We start from the raw sequence: 19,761 nt of genomic DNA, 5'->3' as shown, positions 1-19,761 counted from the left end.
GGCGTTGACTTTTGGCACGCTGTTGAGTTCTCAAGGAACGGTCGCTTCCTTTGTACTCACCCTCTCGGGCTTTCCTCCGGGCGCTTCCCTTCGGTCTTGCGTTTCCGACTCTATCAGATCTTTCCGATCCGATTTCCTCGGTGCTTTCCAGGTTTCCGCTCTCGCGGTTTCCTTTCCGGCGGTTCCGACTTTATCAGAAGTTTTTGGCCGGACTGACCGACCGCATTTCCGATTCATCGGGAGAGGCTTCTTCGAATGCAGTGATTCAAGAAGCAGACAGATGCTCACTGTGCCGGTCTGGAGCTGAGCCCCACTTCCAGGCAACTGTTCGAATCTACCTCCCCGCAGTCGCCGTGTCAACGGCTCCCGTGGGGCGAAGAGGAGACTAGCAGTTGAACGGACGTGCTCGCACATCCGCCGGTGGGCGGGACGATCAAGCGGCTGTGGGGACGGTCGCACTGCGCTCCGCCGCGTCGACGTCACCGGTCTCACCGGTACGGACGGCACGACCGCCGAGGACGTAGACGTAGGCCAGGAAGGCCACTTCCGCGGCGATGCCGATGGTGATGCGTGCCCAGGTCGGGAGTCCCGAGGGGGTGACGAAGCCTTCGATGGCCCCGGAGATGAAGAGGACCAGGGCGAGGCCGATGGCCATGCCTATGGCGGCGCGGCCCTCTTCGGCCAGCGCGGTGCGGCGCGTGCGTGGACCGGGGTCGATCAGTGTCCAGCCGAGGCGCAGGCCGGTGCCGGCGGCCACGAATACCGCGGTGAGTTCGAGCAGACCGTGCGGGAGCACCAGGCCGAGGAAGGTGTCCAGGCGGCCGGCCGAGGACATCAGTCCGACGCCGATGCCCAGGTTGAGCATGTTCTGGAAGAGGATCCACAGGACCGGGAGCCCCAGGAAGACGCCCAGGATGAGGCAGAGCGCGGCCGCCCAGGCGTTGTTCGTCCACACCTGGGCGGCGAAGCTGGCGGCCGGGTGGCTGGAGTAGTACGTCTCGTACTGGCCACCGGGGCGGGTGAGGTCCCGGAGTTCGCTGGGGGCCGCGATGGAGGCCTGGACCTCCGGGTGGGTGCCGATCCACCAGCCGAGGAGCGCCGCGACGGCCGTGGACAGCAGGGCCGTGGGCACCCACCAGTGCCGTGTCTTGTAGACGGCGGCCGGAAAGCCGTGCGCCAGGAAGCGGGTGACGTCGCGCCATGAGGCACGGCGGGTTCCTGTCACCGCACTGCGCGCGCGTGCCACGAGTTGGCTGAGCCGGCCCGTGAGCTGCGGGTCGGGGGCGCTGGACTGGATCAGGGACAGATGGGTCGCTGCGCGCTGGTAGAGAGTGACGAGTTCGTCGGCCTCGGAGCCGCTGAGGCGACGCCGGCGGCGGAGCAGGGCTTCGAGGCGGTCCCACTCCGCGCGGTGGGCGGAGACGAAGACGTCGAGGTCCATCGGTGTGCCTGCTCCTCGGCTGTTCGTCGGCGGCTCGTCGTGGATCAAGCTTGTCGTACTACGGTGCGATGCTCAGCTTGGCAGACTGGGGGCTGTCGGGGGCAGGGCAGGGGAAGGGACGGCGGGCGTGAGTGAGCTGGTGACGGGCGAGGCCGTGGCGTTGGAGCTGCGGCCCGCGAGGTTGCCCAGCAGGACGCTGGCCGTGCTGCTCGATCTTGGGGCGGTCGTGGCGGTCTACGTCGCCGTGACCATCGCCCTCGTCGCGTCGACGGCCTCGCTGGACGAGGCGGCGCAGACGGCGCTGTCGATCGCGTCGTTCGTCCTGGTGCTGGTGGGTGTGCCGATCGCCGTGGAGACGCTCAGCCACGGGCGGTCGCTCGGGAAGATGGCGTGCGGGCTGCGCGTGGTGCGCGACGACGGCGGTCCCATCCGGTTCCGCCACGCGCTGGTGCGGGGTCTGATCGGAGTGATCGAGATCCTCATGACCTTCGGGGTCGTCGCCTGTATCGCCTCGTTCGTGTCGGCGCGTGGCCGGCGGCTGGGGGACGTGTTCGCGGGGACCCTGGTCGTGCGGGAGCGGCTTCCGGTGACCAGGAGCGGGTTCGTGCCGCCCCCTCCGCCCTGGCTCGCGGGGCGGTTCGCGGAACTGGACCTGTCGGCGGTGCCGGACGGGTTGTGGCTCGCGGTCCGTCAGTACCTGACGCGCATGCACCAGCTGGATCCGCAGGTGGGCTCATCGATGGCGCAGCGGCTGGCGTCGGATCTCGCGGAGCGTACGGGGGCACCGGTGCCGCACGGCGTGCCGGCGGCGGCCTATCTGGCGGCGGTCGTGCAGGAGCGGCAGGTACGGGAGACCCGGCGGGCTTTCGGCAGTGGATCGGTCCCGCCCGGCACGGCCTCGGTCGCGCCCGGCGCGGGTCCCGGTGCGCCCGCGCCTCAGGGCGGACCCGGCGCGGCTTCCGTCGCTCCCGCGCCGCCGCCGGCCGCGCCCGGCGCCGAGTCCTCCGCCTTCACGCCCCCGGTCCCCCCAGGCCCGGCCCCCGTTGCGTCCGCACCGCCCGTCGGACCGGCCCAGCCGCCCGTCGAGCCGTCCCGTCCGCGGTCGGGCGGGGCGTCGGAGGACCCGGTGGCCGAGCGGCCCGGTACGGGGTTCGTGCCGCCGGCGTAGTGGTGCCCGGGGCGACCGCCGAGCAGGGGTGAGGCCCCGCCGTACCGGGCCGGGTCCGCCGGTGGTTCAGGGGAAGATAGACGGGGGCGATTCCAGGTCCTCGAGTTCGATGCCGGGAGCGGCGAGGACCACGTCGCCGGCGATGTGCACGGCGTGCTGCTCCCCCGTGTCCAAAGCTGTGACCTGGTATTCGTCCACGATCAGGGGGGCGTTGTCAGTGGGGTGTGCTTCGCTTCTCAGCAAGGTCCACGACTGGTCGACGGTGCGGGGGGCCAGGACCGGGTCCGTGAAGGCGACGAGGCGTACGCGAGTGGCTGCGGTGGAGGGGGTGAGGCGCAGGAGCCGGGCGGTGGCGACGAGGAACGCCGGGGAGGTGCCGGTGAAGGCGTGGGCGCGCACATTGCCTTCGGTGGCCTCGGTCCCGATGGGGTCGGTGCGGACCCAGGTGACGCCGTCGAGGGCGGCGCCGCGGACCTGCCAGGCGGCGGCGTGCAGTTCGAGGCGGATGGGGCGGCCGAGCTCGTCCAGGGTGAGGTCGACGGAGCCGTGGTGTTCGCCCGAGGGAGCGGTCAGCTGGGAGACGTAGCGCCAGCCGGAGGGGCCGGGGGCGCACTGGAAGTGTTCTTCTGCGAGGGGGGTGTGATCGTGCGGATCGTGGAGCGAATAGCGGCCGCGGGGCATGGGGGTTCTGGGTCCTGACGGGCTGGGCCGGTCATCGGCCGGTCGAACGGGGCAGGCCCCCCGGCACGGGGGTGCGGGGGGCCTGTCTCGGAGCTGCGGCTACCGGCCGGCTGTGCTGTTCCGTTCCCCGGTCGGGGAGGGACGGGGATCTCGGTCGCTGGAGGACCGGAGTCCCGGCCGGGAGCCGACCGGGAGCGGTTCGGCAGACGGTCAGTAGCGGTAGTGGTCCGGCTTGTAGGGGCCCTCGACCTGCACACCGATGTACTCGGCCTGCTCCGGGCGCAGTTCGGTGAGCTTGACGCCGAGGGCGTCGAGGTGGAGGCGGGCGACCTTCTCGTCGAGGTGCTTGGGCAGCACGTAGACGCCGGTCGGGTACTCGTCGGGCTTGGTGAACAGCTCGATCTGGGCCAGGGTCTGGTCCGCGAAGGAGTTGGACATCACGAACGACGGGTGGCCGGTGGCGTTGCCCAGGTTCAGCAGGCGGCCCTCGGACAGGACGATGATCACCTTGCCGTCGGGGAAGGTCCAGGTGTGGACCTGCGGCTTGACCTCGTCCTTGACGATGCCGGGGATCCTGGCGAGGCCGGCCATGTCGATCTCGTTGTCGAAGTGGCCGATGTTTCCGACGATGGCCTGGTGCTTCATCTTGGCCATGTCCGAGGCCATGATGATGTCCTTGTTGCCGGTCGTGGTGATGAAGATGTCGGCCGTCTCGACGACGTCGTCGAGGGTCGCGACCTGGTAGCCGTCCATGGCGGCCTGGAGGGCGCAGATCGGGTCGATCTCGGTGACGATCACGCGGGCGCCCTGTCCGCGCAGGGACTCGGCGCAGCCCTTGCCGACGTCGCCGTAGCCGAAGACGACCGCGGTCTTGCCGCCGATGAGGACGTCGGTGGCGCGGTTGATGCCGTCGATGAGCGAGTGGCGGCAGCCGTACTTGTTGTCGAACTTCGACTTGGTGACGGCGTCGTTGACGTTGATCGCCGGGAACAGCAGGACGCCGTCGCGCTGCATCTCGTACAGGCGGTGGACGCCGGTCGTGGTCTCCTCGGTGACGCCGCGGATCTCGGAGGCCAGCTGGGTCCACTTCTGCGAGCCGTCCGTGATGGTGCGGTTCAGCAGTTCGAGGATGACGCGGTGCTCGTCGGACTCGGCGGTGTCGGGCGAGGGGACCTTGCCGTCCTTCTCGTACTCGACGCCCTTGTGGACGAGGAGGGTGGCGTCGCCGCCGTCGTCCAGGATCATGTTGGGGCCGCCGGTGGGGCTGTCCGGCCAGGTCAGCGCCTGCTCGGTGCACCACCAGTACTCCTCCAGGGTCTCGCCCTTCCAGGCGAAGACCGGGACGCCCTGCGGGTTGTCGGGCGTGCCGTTCGGGCCGACGGCGATGGCGGCGGCCGCGTGGTCCTGGGTGGAGAAGATGTTGCAGGAGGCCCAGCGGACCTGCGCGCCGAGGGCGACCAGGGTCTCGATGAGCACGGCGGTCTGCACGGTCATGTGCAGGGAGCCGGTGACACGGGCGCCGGCCAGGGGCTGCGCCTCGGCGTACTCCTTGCGGATCGCCATCAGGCCCGGCATCTCGTGCTCGGCGAGGGTGATCTCCTTGCGGCCGAACGCGGCCAGGGAGAGGTCGGCGACCTTGAAGTCCTGTCGGTTTTCGACAGTCGTCATTGCGAGCTGCTCCTCGGGGTTGGGGCGAGGTGGGTACGGCTGGTCTGCGCGGCGGTCGGACACAGGGGTGCCCCGAAAAGAGGACACAGGCATGCCCGCGTGCGCGCAGCGCAGTCCGTCGGAGGCCCTCTCTCCCTCGGCCGGTCCGCGGTGGGACCGCCCGACCGCCATCAGCAGCGACGTCTGGCTCCGTCCCAAGCTACACCGGGGGCGGGTGCGATCCCCAGTCCGTCCGCGAACACATCGAGCCGAACATGTGCGGGAGCCGGGGCGGGCCGGACCGCCGGGGCGCACCTCCGGGCGTGCCTCGCCGCCGTGGTCCGGGTCGGGGAAGAGGACCGCCGGACCCGTCGGGTGTCCGCTGCCCTGGCCGCGAAACGCCGCAGCCCGGGCGGCGAAAGGCCGCAGGCCCGGGGCGGCGGAAGGCCGGGGGCCGGCCGGGTGGACGATAAGCGGGCCAGCCGGGGGGCGAGGGCCGGCCGTGGAGCGTCGCAGGGCTGGCCGGATGGGCGAGGCGCGGGCCGACCGGGTAGGCGAGGCGGCCCGGCCGGGAGGCGAGGGCCGGCCGCGGAGCGCCGCGGGGCCGGCCGGACGAGCGAGGCACGGGCCGACCGCGTAGGCGAAAAGCGGCCCGGCCGGGGGCCGGCGAGGGCCGGCCGTTGAGCGTCGCGAGGCTGGCCGGATGGGCGAGGCGCAGGCCGACCGCGTGGGGCGAGAAGCGGCCCGGCCGGGGGCGGGCAAGGACCGGCCCCAGACGGCCGAGGGCGAGGTGCGCGCCGGCCGGGCGGGCGGAGGCCGGCCGCGAAGCGCAGCGCGGCCAGCCGGATGAGCTAGGCGCGGGCCGACCGCGTAGGCAAGAAGCGGCCCGGCCGGGGGCCGACGAGGGCCGGCCGTTGAGCGTCGCGGGGCTGGCCGGATGGGCGAGGCGCAGGCCGACCGCGTAGGCGAAAAGCGGCCCGACCGGGGGGGGCAAGGACCGGCCGCGGACGGCCGAGGGGCGAGGTGCGCGCCGGCCGGGCGGGCGGAGGCCGGCCGCGAAGCGCAGCGGGGCCGGCCGGACGAGCGAGGCGCGGGCCGACCGCGTAGGCAAGAAGCGGCCCGGCCGGGGGCGGGCAAGGACCGGCCCCAGACGGCCGAGGGGCGAGGTGCGCGCCGGCCGGGGCGGGCCAAGGTCGGCCGTGGGACGCCGTGGGGCGCGCCGGCCGGGCGGGCCAGGGTCGGTCGGGGGACGCCGTGGGGCCCGCCGGGTGTCCGGCGGGCCCCGTGGGACGGACGCGGTGTCGTCAGTGGTCGGTGGCGTGGGGGGCCGGGCCGCCGGGGCTGGCCTCGGGGTCGGGGCCCTTGGCCGCCTCGGTCTGGCTGAAGATGTCCGGTTCGAGGTAGATGACGCGGGCGATCGGGACGGCCTCGCGGATGCGGGCCTCGGCGGCGTCGATGGCGTGGGCGATCTCGGTGGCCGTGTCGTCGTGCCGGACGGCGATCTTCGCGGCGACGAGGAGCTCCTCGGGGCCGAGGTGCAGCGTGCGCATGTGGATGATGCGGGTGACGACGTCGCCGTCGACGACGGCGGCTTCGATCTTGCGGGTCTCCTCGGCTCCGGCGGACTCGCCGAGCAGCAGCGACTTGGTCTCGGCGGCGAGCACGAGGGCGATCAGGACGAGCAGGATGCCGATGCAGAGGGTGCCGATGCCGTCCCAGACGCTGTCGCCGGTGAGCAGGGCGAGGCCGACGCCGCCGAGGGCCAGGACGAGACCGACGAGGGCGCCGAGGTCCTCCAGCAGGACGACCGGGAGTTCGGGGGCCTTGGCGTGGCGGACGAAGTCCTTCCAGGAGCGGCCGCCGCGCAGGGTGTTGGACTCCTTGATCGCGGTGCGGAAGGAGAAGCTCTCGGCGATGATGGCGAAGACCAGGACGCCGACCGGCCAGTACCAGTGCGTCAGTTCGTGCGGGTGCTTGATCTTCTCGTAGCCCTCGTAGAGGGCGAACATGCCGCCGAGCGAGAAGAGGACGATGGAGACGAGGAAGGCGTAGATGTAGCGCTCGCGGCCGTAGCCGAAGGGGTGTTGCGGGGTCGCCTCGCGCTTGGCCTTCTTGCCGCCGACGAGCAGCAGCGCCTGGTTGCCGGAGTCGGCGAGCGAGTGCACGGACTCGGCGAGCATCGACGACGAGCCGCTGAAGAGGAACGCCACGAACTTCGCTACCGCGATCGCGAGGTTGGCGGCCAGTGCCGCCACGATCGCCTTGGTGCCGCCTGACGCGCTCATTGGTTCGCGTTGTCCCTTCGTACGCCGTTCCAGGGCCGGGGCGCCGCTGTGGTGCGGCGCCCGTGGCTTTGCCCGTGCTTGACGGTGGGCCATTGTTGCAGCCCGCCGGAGCCGTGGTGGTTCAGGTCACCGGCACGGGGGGCTTTGAAACGGTCAGACGACGACGGTGGCCCGGAAGAGCGTTCCCGAACCGGACACTTCGGCCCTTTCGCCGGCCGGGACGAAGACGGAGTGACCCGGGGCCAGTTCGTGCTCGCCCGCACGGACGGTGCCGGCGGTGCACAGCAGGATCTGCGGGGTCGGACGCGTGAGGTCGCGGGGGCCGCCCGCTTCGGCGAGGACGTAGCGCGAGAGGCGGAACTCGTCGATGGGCGTCTCGTAGACCTCCTCCCCGTCCGGCGCGGCCTCGGGGCGCAGCACACCCGGGTCGGCGGCGTGGAAGCGGACGATGCGCAGGAGTTCGGGGACGTCGACGTGCTTGGGCGTCAGGCCGCAGCGCAGCACGTTGTCCGAGTTGGCCATGATCTCGACGCCGAGTCCGTCGAGGTAGGCGTGCGGGACGCCGGCGCCGAGGTAGAGGGCCTCGCCGGGCTGGAGCCGGACGTGGTTGAGCAGCATCGCGGCGATGACACCGGGGTCACCCGGGTAGTGGTGGGCGATGTCGGCGTACGGGGCGTAGGCGCCGCCGAGGCGGGTGCAGGCGGCTGCGGCCTCCTCGACCGTGCGGGTCATCTCCTCGCGGTCGGCGGTGAGGATCGCCGTGAGGACCTCGCGCAGGGCGGCGTCCTCGGGGTGGGCGTGCAGCAGGTCGACGTAGGGCTTGAGGGAGTCGACGCCGAGGCCGTCGAGGAGGGCGGCGGCCTCCAGGGGGGCGCGGAAGCCGCACAGGCCGTCGAACTCGGTGAGGGCGCAGATGAGTTCGGGCTTGTGGTTGGCGTCCTTGTAGTTGCGGTGCGGGGCGTCGGCGGGGATGCCGCGGCGCTCCTCGTCGGCGTAGCCCTCCCTGGCCTGGGCCAGGTCGGGGTGCACCTGGAGGGAGAGGGGGGCTCCGGCGGCGAGGAGCTTCAGCAGGAACGGCAGGCGGGGGCCGAACCGGGCGACGGCGGCGGGGCCGAGTTCCTTCTCGGGGTCGGCGTCGATGACCTCGGCGAGGGTGCCCCGTGCGGTGCGCGAGGGGGCGCCCGGGTGGGCGCCCATCCACATCTCCGCCTGCGGTTCGCCGGTCGGTTCGGTGCCGAGCAGCTGCGGGATGGCCGTCGGGGAACCCCAGGCGTAGGGGCGGACGGTGTTGTCGAGGCGGTCCATGGAGTTCTCTCTGCGTGTGCGGGCGTGCGGGCGCGGCAGGACGCCCCGGCGTCAGGGCGTCCCGGGCAAGATCAGGCCCTCGAGGCGAGCGCCAGGTAAACCGCGGCGAAATCCGTCATGGCGATCAGTTCCGCGAGGGTCTCCAGTTCGCCGCCGGGCTCGGGTTCGAGTTCGCTGATCGGCGTGTCGTGGCTGAGGGCGAGTTCTCGGGCGCCGGGGGCCGCGGTGAGGCCGCCGATGGGGCGGTCGCGCAGGAGCACCACGCGCGCGTGCAGGGCGGGCGGTTCCTCGACGCGGTCGCGGAAGAAGTCGTCCGGGTCGGCGCTGGCGGCGAGCGGGCCGGCGAGCAGCGCGCTGTGGGCGGCGAGGGCCTCGGGGAGTTCGGCGACCATGGCGGGGGCGCCGGACAGTTCGGCGAGGGCCGCGGCGAAGCGGCGGCCGGCGGGACCGGCCGACAGGCCCTCGGTCCACACCAGGGGCAGCGCGTCGGCGAGTTCGGAGGCCAGGGTCTTGGCGGGGTTGCTGTAGGTGGCGATGGCGGGGCCGCAGCGTTCGGCGACGCGGTCGAGGCGGTCGGCGACCTTGGCGAGGGCGTCCGGCGGGGCTTCGAGCAGGCCGGTGCGGTCCAGCAGCGCGAGGAGCGGGGTGAGCAGGGCCCACAGCACGCCGGGGGCGGACGCGGCGAGCGGTTCGTCCTGGTCGTAGGGCGCGGTCGCCATGGGGACGAACAGGCCGTGCGAGCCGTTGACGGCGTCGGCGAGCGGGGAGCCGGCGGGTGCCACCGCGACGACGGTGCAGCCGCGGCGGTAGGCCTGCTCGGCGAGCAGGGACAGGCCCGGTTCGGAGCCGTCCGGGGTGGTGATCAGCAGCAGGTCGACCGAACCGGCCCAGCCGGGCAGTTCCCAGCGCAGGGCGCCCGCGGCGGAGGCGACGCCCGTGGGGGCCAACCGCGTGACGGGGCTGCCGGCGGCGGCGAGGGTGCCGAGGAGGTCGGCCGCGTGTGTGGCGGCGGCGCCCGGCCCGGCGATCAGGACCGCGCGGGGGCGGCCGTCGGGCTTGAGGTCGTCGATGCCGGCCTCGGCGGAGTGGCGGGCCGCCGTGCGCACCCGCGCGCCGGCTTCCGCCGCGCCGCGGAGCAGTCCGCGGCGGTCCGCCCCGGCGAGGCCGTCCGGGTCGTCGAGCAGCGATTCGTCGATCATGGGCGGCAGCCTCCGGAGGTCCGTTGTGGGATGTCGTCCTACGTCGATGCCCGCCGTGCCGGGACGTCATGTGCTCCGCGGACCGCGAAGGTGCGCCCCGGGGCCGTCAGGCGGGGCGGCGGGCCTCGTCGACGAGGAGCACGGGGATGCCGTCGCGGACGGGGTAGGCCAGGCCGCAGCTGTCGTCGGTGCAGACCAGCTCGCTGTCCTGCTCCGTGAGCGGGGCGTGGCAGGCCGGGCAGGCGAGGATGTCGAGGAGGCCGGATTCGAGGGGCATGGAGGGTTCCTTCGCGGTGCGGGCGCTTGGGTCGTGCCTGGTCAGATTACCGCCGCGGGGGGCGGGGCCTCAGCCCCTGATGATCCCCAGTACCTCGTCCCGCACCCGCGCCATCGTCTGCGGGTCCCTCGCCTCGGCGTTCAGCCGGAGGAGCGGCTCGGTGTTGGAGGGGCGGACGTTGAACCACCAGTCGGCGGCCGAGACCGTCAGGCCGTCGAGCTCGTCCAGGGTGATGCCCTCGCGGTCCGCGTACGCGGAGCGGACGGCGGCGAGGCTGGCCCGCTGGTCGGCGACGGTGGAGTTGATCTCGCCCGAGCCGGTGTAGCGGTCGTACTCGGCCACCAGGGACGACAGCGGGGCGTCCTGGCCGCCGAGGGCCGCCAGGACGTGCAGGGCCGCCAGCATGCCCGTGTCGGCGTTCCAGAAGTCGCGGAAGTAGTAGTGAGCGGAGTGCTCGCCGCCGAAGAGAGCGCCGGTGCGGGCCATCTCGGCCTTGATGAAGGAGTGGCCCACGCGGGTGCGGACGGGGGTGCCGCCGTGCTCGGCGACGACCTCGGGGACGGACCAGGACGTGATCAGGTTGTGGATGACGATGCCCCGGCCGCCGTTGCGGGCCAGTTCGCGGGAGGCGACGAGGGCGGTGATCGCCGACGGGGAGACGGGCTCGCCGCGCTCGTCGACGACGAAGCAGCGGTCGGCGTCGCCGTCGAAGGCCAGGCCCAGGTCGGCGCCCTCCTCGCGGACGCGCTTCTGCAGGTCGACGAGGTTGGCCGGGTCGAGGGGGTTGGCCTCGTGGTTGGGGAAGGTGCCGTCGAGCTCGAAGTACAGGGGCACCAGCGTCAGGGGCAGCCCGGCGAGGACCTCGGGGACCGTGTGCCCGCCCATGCCGTTGCCGGCGTCGACGACGACCTTCAGGGGGCGGATCGCGGTGAGGTCGACGAGGGAGCGCAGATGGGCCGCGTAGTCGGACAGCGTGTCGCGGGCGCTGATTGTGCCCGTCCTGGCGGCGGCCTGCGGGGCCCCGGTCCCGCTCCAGCGCTCGACCAGTTCCCGGATGTCGGCCAGGCCGGTGTCCTGGCCGACGGGGGCGGCGCCCGCGCGGCACATCTTGATGCCGTTGTACTGCGCGGGGTTGTGCGAGGCGGTGAACATGGCGCCGGGCAGGTCCAGCGCGCCCGAGGCGTAGTACAGCTGGTCGGTCGAGCACAGGCCGATCTCCGTCACGTCGGCGCCCTGTGCTGCGGCTCCGCGGGCGAAGGCCCGTGACAGGCCGGGCGAGGAGGGCCGCATGTCGTGCCCGGTCGTGATGGCGCTCGCCCCGGTGACCTGGACGAAGGCCGCTCCGAAGAGCTCGGCCAGGGACTCGTCCCACTGGTCGGGGACGACCCCGCGTACGTCGTACGCCTTGACGACCTGCGACAGATCAGCAGCCACGCCCCGCCTCTTCCTGGAAAGTCCTCTCGGGCGGTCCAACCTACCCGTACCGCCCGCCGGCCCGCCGGGCGGTGGCCGCGTGGACGCACAGCCGTAACCTCAGGTCAGGGCGGCATCCGACAGGTGGCGCTGCGGTCAGTTGTCGGGCGAGCGCAGGACCCGCAGGTGACCGCGCCGGGCGACCTCCATCGGGTCGGCCGCGCGACCCCCGCCGCCTGCTCCGGCCGCCCGCTCCTGGGGGCGGGCCGCCTCGCGCACGGCGTTGGCAAGCGCTTCGAGGTCGTCACCGCTGGGACGGGCCGGGGCCGAGCCGTCGAGGAGCCGGACGACCTCCCAGCCGCGCGGGGCGGTGAGACGCTCGGAGTGCTCGGCGCACAGGTCGTAGCAGTGGGGTTCGGCGTAGGTGGCGAGCGGGCCGAGGACCGCGGTCGAGTCGGCGTAGACGTACGTCAGCGTCGCGACGGCGGGACGGCCGCAGGCGGTGCGCGAACAGCGACGTACAGGGCTCACGACGTTGGACGGTACCGCACTCTTGAGCGGGCCGCGACGACTCTCCACCAGGTCACTCCACCGTGTCGTGGCGTGAAACGCCCCACACACCCCTTCGAGTGCACCTTACCGACTGCTCGGACCCTCCCGCACCCGGCGTCGAACAGCTCCGCGAGCGGTCAAAAGCCAACACAAAAAGGTCAATTGCCGCAAAGATTCTGGCCTCGCCGAGACGCGGATGCGAACCCGAGCTTGGCTTGAACGGTCATGTAACGACATGCCGTGCAGGGCGGCCGGAACCCGCGCCGGTGACCCCGCGGTGCCGGGCATGCGGGGCCCGCGGGGACTACCCTTCACCAGTGATGGACAAGCCCGTAGCCCCCCGCACCGCCGCCCCCGGGCCCCGCCGCCGTGATCGGCACGGCCGGGGCATGCGCGGTCCGATCGCACCCCCGCAGGTGCCGCTCGCCGCGAGTCGCGCGGAGGCGTTCGCGGATCTGGTGCAGGACTCCGTGGAGCGCCTGGAGCGGCGGTGGCCGCAGCTCGCCGACATCGATTTCCTGGTCCTGGAGGTGCCCCGGCTCGACGGGACCGGCCAGACCTGGCACGACGAGGCCGTTCCGCTCGGCGGGACGGTCGGCGCGCGCGAGGGGCGTCCCGCGCGCGTGGTGATCTACCGGCGGCCGGTGGAGATCCGCACCAAGGGACGTGACGAGCGGGCTGCGCTGGTGCACGAGGTCGTCGTCGAGCAGGTCGCCGAGCTGCTGGGACTCACACCGGAGACCGTGGACCCGCGCTACGGCGAGGACCAGGACTGACCCGGCTGGTCCCCGCACCGGCCGGCCGTCTCCCGTCGCCCTAGTCCTGCAGCACCGACAGGTCCTGTTCCGCCCGCGGGACCGCGACCGTGCCCCGGTCGTCCGGGAGGATCTGGACGGTGAACGCCGGGACGCCGTCCCGCGCGGCCGACAGGGTGCGGGCGCCGTGGACCGGCCCGCCGGAGACCGGCTCGACGGTCAGCGCGTAGGTGCCCTTCAGACCGCCGGGGACCGGGGGCTCGATGTCCTGGGTGGTGCCCGCCTTGATCGTGTACGTCTTGGACACCGGGGTGCCGCCCTCGCTGCCCGCGGAGGCCGTGACCTCGACGGTGGCGGCGCGGCCGGGGGCGGTCAGGGACAGGGTGCTGCCCTTGGCGCCGTTGGCCGGGGCCGTCGCGCGCGTGCCGACGGGGCGGGAGGCCGGGATGAACGCGGTCTCCTTGCGGTCCCCCTTGCCGCGCACGACGCGCACGGCCGCGACGACCGGCACCGACTGCTGGGTCGGCGTCAGCACCAGGGAGCCCGCCTCGCCGCGGGTGACGTCGCCCAGGTCGACGGCGGTGGTCATGCCGCCCTTGACGTGCACCGTCTCGTGCCCGGCCGGGGTGATCAGCCCGGACGGGGAGGCGAGGCGCACCTTCAGGTCCGCGTCGGCGTCGCCGGGGGCGAAGGCGATCAGGCGCACCTCGGTGGCGTCCTTGGGGATGCCGGGCAGGACCAGGCTGCCGGACGGGTCGGCGGACGCGGCCAGCCAGTCGCCGCCGATCTTGTCGTCCAGCGCCTGCACGGCGGCCCCGACGCGGCCGCTGCGGACGTTGACGTGCACGGTCAGGTCGGTCTGGTCCGCGTCCGCGAGGGTGGACAGCAGGACCGGTTCGCTGGAGTGCGCCGGGACCGTGATGCCCTCCCCCACCTCGGACTTCAGCAGGCCGTCCTTGCCGTAGAGCTCGATGTCGACCACGGCCGCCGAGTCGTCCGGGTTGGTCAGGTGCACGTAGTCGGTGCGCTCGGGGGACGTGGCGGCGCCGGGGAACCAGAAGTCCGTGTCCGGCGCGGTGCAGGTGACGCCCTGCAGGCCCCGGCCCGTGCCGGCCGCGACCTCCGTCGTCTCCTGGAGGGTCCAGCCGGGGGCGAAACGGCCGTCGGCGGTGCCGACCAGGGCGGGCGCGTCCGAGCCGGAGGTGTCGCCGGTGACGGGCTTGCCGGGCTCCTTGGGGGTCAGCACGGGCTTGCCGGCCGCGTCCCCGCCCGATGCGCCGCCGGTCTTCTCGCCGTCCTTGCCGCCCTTGCCCTTCCCGTCCTCCGTGGCGCCCGCGCCGGGCTTCTTCTCGGCGGCCGCCCGGAGTTCGGCCTTGCCGCCGCTTCCGGCGCCCTTCGTGACGGGGGTGAAGGAGGTGTAGGTGGTCTCGGCGATGTCGGACGTGCTCGGCGCCGGGCACAGCAGACTCGTGCGTTCCACGGGCCGTTGGGCGGCCGGCCTGGCGGCGGTCTCCGTGCCGGTGGCGTCCGGGGCGGACAGCGCGGCGAAGCCGGTGACGGCGGCGAGCGCGGTCGTGCCGGCGATCAAGGACAGGGTCGTGCGGTTCACTGCTGGCTCCCGTCGGGACGCTCACTGCCCGTGCCGTGGGGGTACTGCTGCTGCGCCGGGTCGTACGGCGTGCCGTAGTCCTGCGGGTAGGCGGGGTCGTAGCCGGTCTGGTCGTACGGGGCGTGGCCGTACGGGGCCTGGTCGTGGCCCGCCTGAGAGGTGTCGTCGTAGGCGTACGGGTCGTACTGGCCGGCCTGGTACGGGTCGGGCTGGTACTGCTGCCCGTAGGCGTCCGCCGGGTACGCGGCGTTGGGGTACTGGCCGTTGTCGTGGCCGCCGTACTGCTGGCCAGCGTAGGCCGCCGTGTCCCAGTGGCCGTCCTGCTGCGGGGGCACGGCGGCGGGGGGCTGCGGGGGCGGGAAGTCCTCGGACGCGGGGGCCTGTTCGGCCTCGGCTCCGGCCTCGGCCTGGGCACGCAGCCGGCGGGCGCGGCGGCCCTCTCCGGCGACGGCCTGGGCCGGGACGACGGGCTCCTCGGGCAGGTCGTCGTCGATGTCGCGCCGCCGGCCGGGCAGGGCGAGCACCACCAGGACGAGGGCCAGCAGTCCCTGGGCCCACAGCCAGGCGGTGTGGCCGATCGGGTCGTCATGGGTGACATCCAGCCGGCCGCCGGAGGCGGGGAGTTCGAAGCCCTGGGCCCAGCCGTCGACGGTGGTCGGCTTCAGCGGCTTGCCGTCGAGCGTGGCGGTCCAGCCGTCGGAGGCGGTGTCGGCCAGGCGCAGCAGGCGACCGCCGGGCCCTGCCGGGATCGTCGTGTGGATGTCGACCGGTCCGGCGGCGACGGGCTGTGGGGTGCCGGTCCCGGCGGGGGCGACGATCACGGCCCGGGCGACCGACCGCTTGACGTGCCACAGCGCGCCGCTCTCCTGCCGGCTGAGCCGGGCCAGGCCGGGCGTGGCGTCCAGGACGCGGGTGACCTCGCGGGGCGCGCCCTGGTGGACCAGTACGTAGCCGACGGCGAAGTCGCCGAGCTGGCCTGCCTGGTCGGCTCCGGAGCCGGCGACGAGATGGGCGACGACCTTGTCGAGCCTGGTGTTGTCCCCCTGGGAGGCGGCGATCTCGGCGTCGCCGAGACGCGCACCGGAGCCGCGGACCAGTGTGTAGCGGACGTGGGCGGTGGAGTCGCTGTCGAGGACGAGGGTGCGGGCCTGGTCGCCGTTCGTGCCGCTCTCGTCGGCGACGAAGGCCGGGACCTGGACGGGTTCGCGCCGCTCCAGGGGCCCGTCGGCGCCGCCGATCATCCAGCCCGCGGCGATGAGCAGCGGGCCGGCCGCGGAGGCGAAGGCGATCAGGACGGCGACCGGCTGGCGCCAGCCGAAGCTCTGCTCGGCCACGCGCGAGCGTGCCCCGTCGGCGCCGAGCGCGGCGGCCGCCAGCAGGGCGATGCCGTAGACGAGGGTCGCGGGGCCGGCCCAGGCCGAGCCGTTGGCGAGGACGGCGAAGACGAAACCGGTCAGGGCGACCACCCAGGCCGTGCGGATGCCCAACTGGCGTTCCGCGCGCAGCAGGGCGGCCAGCGCCGCGAGGACGATGCCGAGGAGCATCAGGCCGCTGACCGTGCCGGGGCCGCCCGGGCTCGCGCCGAGCAGGTCCGTGGCGGAGGCGGCCGACGCCCCGAAGTCCAGCCCGGCCTCCCGGAAGAAGCCGAACGGCAGCAGGGTCAGCGACCACGGGGCGAGGACCAGCAGGGGGGTGCCGAGCTGGGCGAGGAAGCGCAGCCCGTAGGCCAGGACGTCGGAGCGGCGCAGGACCAGCAGTCCCAGACCGAGGATCAGCGCGACCGGCCACACGAGCGGGGTGAAGGCCGTGGCGATCGTCAGCAGCAGCGCGTAGGCCCAGGTGGCCCGCCAGCTTCCGCGCGTGCCGCCGCTGTGCGCCAGGCCGCCGGCCGCGATGGCCGCGCGGGCGATCAGCGGCAGCAGCACGGCGAGGACGGCGGTGCCGATGCGGCCGCCGGCCAGGGCGCCGGTGGCGGCGGGCAGGAAGGCGTAGACGACGGCCGCCCAGGCGCGCAGCAGCCGGGACTGGACCAGCGGGCGGGAGGCGAAGTAGGCGGTGACACCGGCCAGGGGCACCGAGCAGACGAGCAGGAGCGTGACGGCGAGGCCGGCCGAGCCGAACAGCAGGGAGGCCAGCAGCGCCACCAGCGCGAGGTACGGCGGCGCGGAGGAGGTGCCTCCGGCGCCGACCGGATGCCAGGCGTCCAGGTAACGCGCCCACAGCTCGGAGGAGTCGGCCGGGGCGGGCAGCAGCGCACCGCCCGCGAGGGCTCCTCCGCCGAGGAGCTGGCGGCAGGCGACCAGGGAGACGAGCAGCAGCACCAGGAACAGCACCGGGCCGGGCTTGCGCGCGACGCGCTTGAGCCGGGCGAACTGCTCGACCTCCAGGAAGTCGGCGTCGTCACCGCCGGGGCCGGACTCGACGGCCCCGCCGTGCCGTCCGGCGCCGGCGGTGACCTCCGGGTCGGAGCGGCCGACGAGGTCGCCGGCGACCTGCTCGACGGTGGCCCGCACGGTCGCACCCGGCGGCGGGAACAGCGGCCGCAGCTCGTCCTTGTCGACCTGGGGCGCGCCCCGGTCGCGGCGCCCGGCGAGGATCCGCTCGGGCCGCAGCAGGGTGCCCAGGAGACCGCGGATCTCGTCGACGGCCTGTCCGGGGACCTTGCCGACGAGGTAGGCGACGGTCCGCAGCAGGGTGCCCAGGACGATCCGCAGCAGCACCCAGGGAAGCGCGGCCGTACGCGAGTTGACCAGGAGGGTGTAGACGGCGCCGGCCTTGTCGACCTTGTGCGGGGAGGCCGCCGTGCGGCCGACGCAGTCGACGGTGCGGCGTTCACGGGAGGCCGCCTCGGCGTGCCGGACGACCGCCTCGGGGGCGATGAGGACGCGGTAACCGGCACTGTGGGCGCGCCAGCACAGGTCGACGTCGTCGCGCATGAGGGGCAGATGGCGGTCGAAGCCGCCGAGCTGCTCGAAGACGTCCCGGCGGACGAGCATGCCGGCGGTGGACACCGACAGCACGGGCCGGACGTGGTCGTGCTGCCCCTGGTCCTGCTCGCGGCGGTCCAGGCCGGTCCAGCGGCGGCCGGAGTCGGCGATGGAGACGCCGACCTCCAGCAACTGCCGCCGGTCGTACCAGCCGCGCAGCTTGGGGCCGACGACGGCGACGTCCTCGCGGCCCAGCTCGTACTCGATGTCCACGACCCGCAGGAGCTGGGCCAGGGCGTCCGGTTCGGGGGCGCAGTCGTCGTGCAGCAGCCACAGCCACTGCACCGGCTCGCCGTGCGGCAGCTCGGGCAGGTCGTAGGCGTCGTCGCGCCAGGAGCGCGTGACCGGGTCCCAGCCGCTGGGCCGCCTCAGGTACGGCAGTTCGTCCGGGGTGAGGACGGGGGCGGTGCGGTCGCACTCCTCGACGGCCTGGCCGAAGCCGGTGCGGCGGGCCAGGTGCAGCACCCGGTCGTCGCCGAGGGCGTCGGCGAGCAGCTGGGCGGAGGCGTCGGCGCTGCCGGTGTCGGCGCCCATCGCGTACTGCACGGGGCGCTCCTGGCCGAGCAGCCCGGCCAGTGCGTCGGGCAGCCAGCGGGCACCGTCATGGGAGACGAGGACCGCGGTGACCACGTGACGCGGGAACTCGGGTGTGTGGGCCGGGTCGAACGCGGCTGAGGCAGCGGTGTCGTGAGGAGCTGCCGGGTGGCTGTGCACGGACATCGAGGTACGGGCCCCGGTTCGCTGGACTGTGGTGGACGCCCGCGACCGGTGGGGGCTGCGGGGCGTCTCGGACGAGCGACCACACTATCGGCAGTCCTGCGGGGGCGGCGCGCAGCGCCTGGTCGAGGGGCGGTGGCCGGGGGACGGGCGCGCAGGTCGGCCCGCCGCCTGTGGACACCCCACGGGCAACGGGCCGTTCGGGAACGGGGGGCGGGTCAGACGGCCGCCTTCTTCAGGCGACGGCGCTCCCGCTCGGACAGGCCGCCCCAGATGCCGAAGCGTTCGTCGTTGGCGAGGGCGTACTCGAGGCATTCGGAGCGGACCTCACAGGCGAGGCAGACCTTCTTGGCCTCCCGGGTCGAGCCGCCCTTCTCGGGGAAGAAGGACTCGGGGTCGGTCTGGGCGCACAGTGCGCGCTCCTGCCAGCCGAGTTCCTCGTCCGCGTCGTCGACCAGCAGTTGCTGCACCGTCTCGGTCATGTGCGCCCCTCGTCTGTCTTCGCGTCCCCGTGATCTAGCCGTTACCGATTCCGGCTGAACGACACGAGTGAAATTACAAGTGTGCTGCTCCGGGCGAGTCAAGCCGAGATCTGCTATTGGGCCCCTTATTCACTCTGCGGAACCAAGCCCTTGCGGAAAGTGTTCAAATCACCATAAAACCTGACACACCGACAGGGCCCCGGAGGGCCCCTGTCGTCCGCGGGGCCCCTCGCAGATCTCTACGGGGAAGGACGCCCAGTCGTTCGACCTCGTTCCGACGCAGGCCTCGAAGCGAACGGGATCACATTCGGATCACGACTACGCAACGGGGTTTGTGCGCCCGGATGGACGCCATGTGTCCCGGGTGGGGCATGGACAAACCTTTCATCTGAGAGATCGACCGGATGAGGTGAACCTCATCCCACATACCGGGTGCCGAGTTGACAGTGGAGGTGTGAGCCGCTGTCCTAGTGGGCATGCTCGCGAACTTGGCATCCACCTCGACCCGCACCGCCGGGTCCCACGGTGCTGCCCGCGTTCGCTGTAGCTGTTGCTGTCGCAGCTGTTGAGCCCAACGCGCTCCGGCTGCCGCCGGGTCACCCACGACCCGGCCGCTGTTCCCTCCGCTCCCACCAGGGCACTGCTGTCGCCGCCCGCGATCCGGGCACCGGCGGCGCGACCCCCACCGACCTCCACTCCCGCCGAGGAACCACCGCACCCATGAACAGCGACAGCGACCTCCAGATCGCCGGCGACATCCTCGAAGTCCAGCACCTCCTGCAGGCCCCGCGTGAGCACCCGGCGACCGTCGCCGAGTTCGCCGGACTGGCCCGCTCCCTCGCCGCCGACCCCTCCCAGTGGGAGCACCTCGTGCGCTACGACGCGACCAGCCGCTGGTACCACCGCCTGCGCACCGGCCCCGGCTACGAGGTGTGGCTGCTGTCCTGGGTGCCCGGGCAGGGCAGCGGGCTGCACGACCACGGCCGCTCCTCCGGTGTGCTGACCGTGCTGCGGGGGGCGCTGACGGAGCGCACGGAACGGGGCACGCGCGCGTTGCGGGCGGGCGCCCAGCGCGTGTTCGCGCCCGGATACGTGCACGAGGTGGTGAACGACGCGCTGGAGCCGGCCGTGAGCCTGCACGTGTACCACCCGGGGCTGACGGAGATGCCGATGCACACCGCGCCGCACTGCGAGGCCCGGAGCGTACCGGGCGGCGTCACCGCCTGACGGCCGGCGGCGGCCG

General features: G+C 73.4%; 15 protein-coding genes. 3 read left to right on the top strand and 12 right to left on the bottom strand.

Annotated elements, in window-relative coordinates; all coding sequences use genetic code 11:
- Positions 1-433: 433 nt before the first annotated feature.
- Positions 434-1,441 carry a stage II sporulation protein M gene (locus ACZ4M5_RS24000; protein ID WP_467739871.1) on the bottom strand — a complete coding sequence of 336 codons (1,008 nt, stop codon included), beginning with the start codon at positions 1,439-1,441 and terminating at the stop codon, positions 434-436.
- Between the two features lie 127 nt (positions 1,442-1,568).
- Between ACZ4M5_RS24000 and ACZ4M5_RS23995 the strand changes: the two genes are divergently transcribed.
- On the top strand, positions 1,569-2,609 hold the full coding sequence (locus tag ACZ4M5_RS23995) for an RDD family protein (protein ID WP_467739870.1): 1,041 nt from the start codon (positions 1,569-1,571) through the stop codon (positions 2,607-2,609).
- A gap of 66 nt (positions 2,610-2,675) precedes the next feature.
- On the opposite strand, the gene ACZ4M5_RS23990 is transcribed toward ACZ4M5_RS23995, so the two are convergent.
- From ACZ4M5_RS23990 to ACZ4M5_RS23955, 8 genes are all read right to left on the bottom strand, one after another.
- Positions 2,676-3,290 (bottom strand): hypothetical protein, encoded by a 615-nt coding sequence (locus tag ACZ4M5_RS23990; protein ID WP_467739869.1) that lies wholly within the window; start codon positions 3,288-3,290, stop codon positions 2,676-2,678.
- A gap of 210 nt (positions 3,291-3,500) precedes the next feature.
- Complete coding sequence (gene ahcY, locus ACZ4M5_RS23985; protein ID WP_467739868.1) at positions 3,501-4,958, bottom strand: adenosylhomocysteinase; 1,458 nt, start codon at positions 4,956-4,958, stop codon at positions 3,501-3,503.
- 1,283 nt (positions 4,959-6,241) lie between these two features.
- Positions 6,242-7,222, bottom strand: coding sequence for a cation diffusion facilitator family transporter (locus tag ACZ4M5_RS23980; protein ID WP_467739867.1), 981 nt, complete (start codon positions 7,220-7,222; stop codon positions 6,242-6,244).
- A gap of 153 nt (positions 7,223-7,375) precedes the next feature.
- Complete coding sequence (gene manA / locus ACZ4M5_RS23975) at positions 7,376-8,527, bottom strand: mannose-6-phosphate isomerase, class I (protein WP_467739866.1); 1,152 nt, start codon at positions 8,525-8,527, stop codon at positions 7,376-7,378.
- Between the two features lie 71 nt (positions 8,528-8,598).
- Complete coding sequence (locus tag ACZ4M5_RS23970; protein WP_467739865.1) at positions 8,599-9,726, bottom strand: SIS domain-containing protein; 1,128 nt, start codon at positions 9,724-9,726, stop codon at positions 8,599-8,601.
- A 106-nt stretch (positions 9,727-9,832) separates the two neighbouring features.
- Positions 9,833-10,003: a Trm112 family protein gene (locus ACZ4M5_RS23965; RefSeq protein WP_467739864.1), complete on the bottom strand. Its 171-nt coding sequence runs from the start codon at positions 10,001-10,003 to the stop codon at positions 9,833-9,835.
- 69 nt (positions 10,004-10,072) lie between these two features.
- Positions 10,073-11,437: a phosphomannomutase/phosphoglucomutase gene (locus tag ACZ4M5_RS23960; RefSeq protein WP_467739863.1), complete on the bottom strand. Its 1,365-nt coding sequence runs from the start codon at positions 11,435-11,437 to the stop codon at positions 10,073-10,075.
- Positions 11,438-11,572: 135 nt separating this feature from the next.
- On the bottom strand, positions 11,573-11,995 hold the full coding sequence (locus ACZ4M5_RS23955; RefSeq protein ID WP_010034669.1) for a DUF3499 domain-containing protein: 423 nt from the start codon (positions 11,993-11,995) through the stop codon (positions 11,573-11,575).
- Positions 11,996-12,288: 293 nt separating this feature from the next.
- On the opposite strand from ACZ4M5_RS23955, the gene ACZ4M5_RS23950 reads away from it, so the two are divergent.
- The gene (locus ACZ4M5_RS23950) at positions 12,289-12,744 is read left to right on the top strand and encodes a metallopeptidase family protein (RefSeq protein WP_467739862.1); all 456 of its coding nucleotides are present in this window, start codon (positions 12,289-12,291) and stop codon (positions 12,742-12,744) included.
- Positions 12,745-12,784: 40 nt separating this feature from the next.
- Here the strand turns inward: ACZ4M5_RS23950 and ACZ4M5_RS23945 are convergent, their stop codons facing one another.
- From ACZ4M5_RS23945 to ACZ4M5_RS23935, 3 genes are all read right to left on the bottom strand, one after another.
- Positions 12,785-14,332 carry a DUF5719 family protein gene (locus tag ACZ4M5_RS23945; RefSeq protein ID WP_467739861.1) on the bottom strand — a complete coding sequence of 516 codons (1,548 nt, stop codon included), beginning with the start codon at positions 14,330-14,332 and terminating at the stop codon, positions 12,785-12,787.
- Positions 14,329-18,039 carry a glycosyltransferase family 2 protein gene (locus ACZ4M5_RS23940; RefSeq protein ID WP_467739860.1) on the bottom strand — a complete coding sequence of 1,237 codons (3,711 nt, stop codon included), beginning with the start codon at positions 18,037-18,039 and terminating at the stop codon, positions 14,329-14,331. The genes ACZ4M5_RS23945 and ACZ4M5_RS23940 overlap by 4 nt, the downstream gene beginning before the upstream one ends.
- Before the next feature lie 215 nt (positions 18,040-18,254).
- Positions 18,255-18,518 (bottom strand): WhiB family transcriptional regulator, encoded by a 264-nt coding sequence (locus ACZ4M5_RS23935; RefSeq protein WP_010034659.1) that lies wholly within the window; start codon positions 18,516-18,518, stop codon positions 18,255-18,257.
- A gap of 720 nt (positions 18,519-19,238) precedes the next feature.
- On the opposite strand from ACZ4M5_RS23935, the gene ACZ4M5_RS23930 reads away from it, so the two are divergent.
- Entirely contained in the window at positions 19,239-19,745 is a 507-nt protein-coding gene (locus ACZ4M5_RS23930) for a cysteine dioxygenase (RefSeq protein WP_467739859.1), read from the top strand.
- Positions 19,746-19,761 lie beyond the last annotated feature (16 nt).

Source organism: Streptomyces sp. NPDC026246 (assembly GCF_055567995.1).
The sequence above is the reverse complement of the archived record's forward strand: the minus strand, read 5'-3'. Positions and strand labels throughout refer to the sequence as shown.

Coding starts and splice junctions, on each gene's coding strand:
- ACZ4M5_RS23970 (WP_467739865.1), bottom strand. CDS start 9,726: ATGATCGACGAATCGCTGCTCGACGACCCGGACGGCCTCGCCGGGGCG.
- manA (WP_467739866.1), bottom strand. CDS start 8,527: ATGGACCGCCTCGACAACACCGTCCGCCCCTACGCCTGGGGTTCCCCG.
- ACZ4M5_RS23935 (WP_010034659.1), bottom strand. CDS start 18,518: ATGACCGAGACGGTGCAGCAACTGCTGGTCGACGACGCGGACGAGGAA.
- ACZ4M5_RS23965 (WP_467739864.1), bottom strand. CDS start 10,003: ATGCCCCTCGAATCCGGCCTCCTCGACATCCTCGCCTGCCCGGCCTGC.
- ACZ4M5_RS23930 (WP_467739859.1), top strand. CDS start 19,239: ATGAACAGCGACAGCGACCTCCAGATCGCCGGCGACATCCTCGAAGTC.
- ahcY (WP_467739868.1), bottom strand. CDS start 4,958: ATGACGACTGTCGAAAACCGACAGGACTTCAAGGTCGCCGACCTCTCC.
- ACZ4M5_RS23990 (WP_467739869.1), bottom strand. CDS start 3,290: ATGCCCCGCGGCCGCTATTCGCTCCACGATCCGCACGATCACACCCCC.
- ACZ4M5_RS24000 (WP_467739871.1), bottom strand. CDS start 1,441: ATGGACCTCGACGTCTTCGTCTCCGCCCACCGCGCGGAGTGGGACCGC.
- ACZ4M5_RS23950 (WP_467739862.1), top strand. CDS start 12,289: ATGGACAAGCCCGTAGCCCCCCGCACCGCCGCCCCCGGGCCCCGCCGC.
- ACZ4M5_RS23980 (WP_467739867.1), bottom strand. CDS start 7,222: ATGAGCGCGTCAGGCGGCACCAAGGCGATCGTGGCGGCACTGGCCGCC.
- ACZ4M5_RS23940 (WP_467739860.1), bottom strand. CDS start 18,039: ATGTCCGTGCACAGCCACCCGGCAGCTCCTCACGACACCGCTGCCTCA.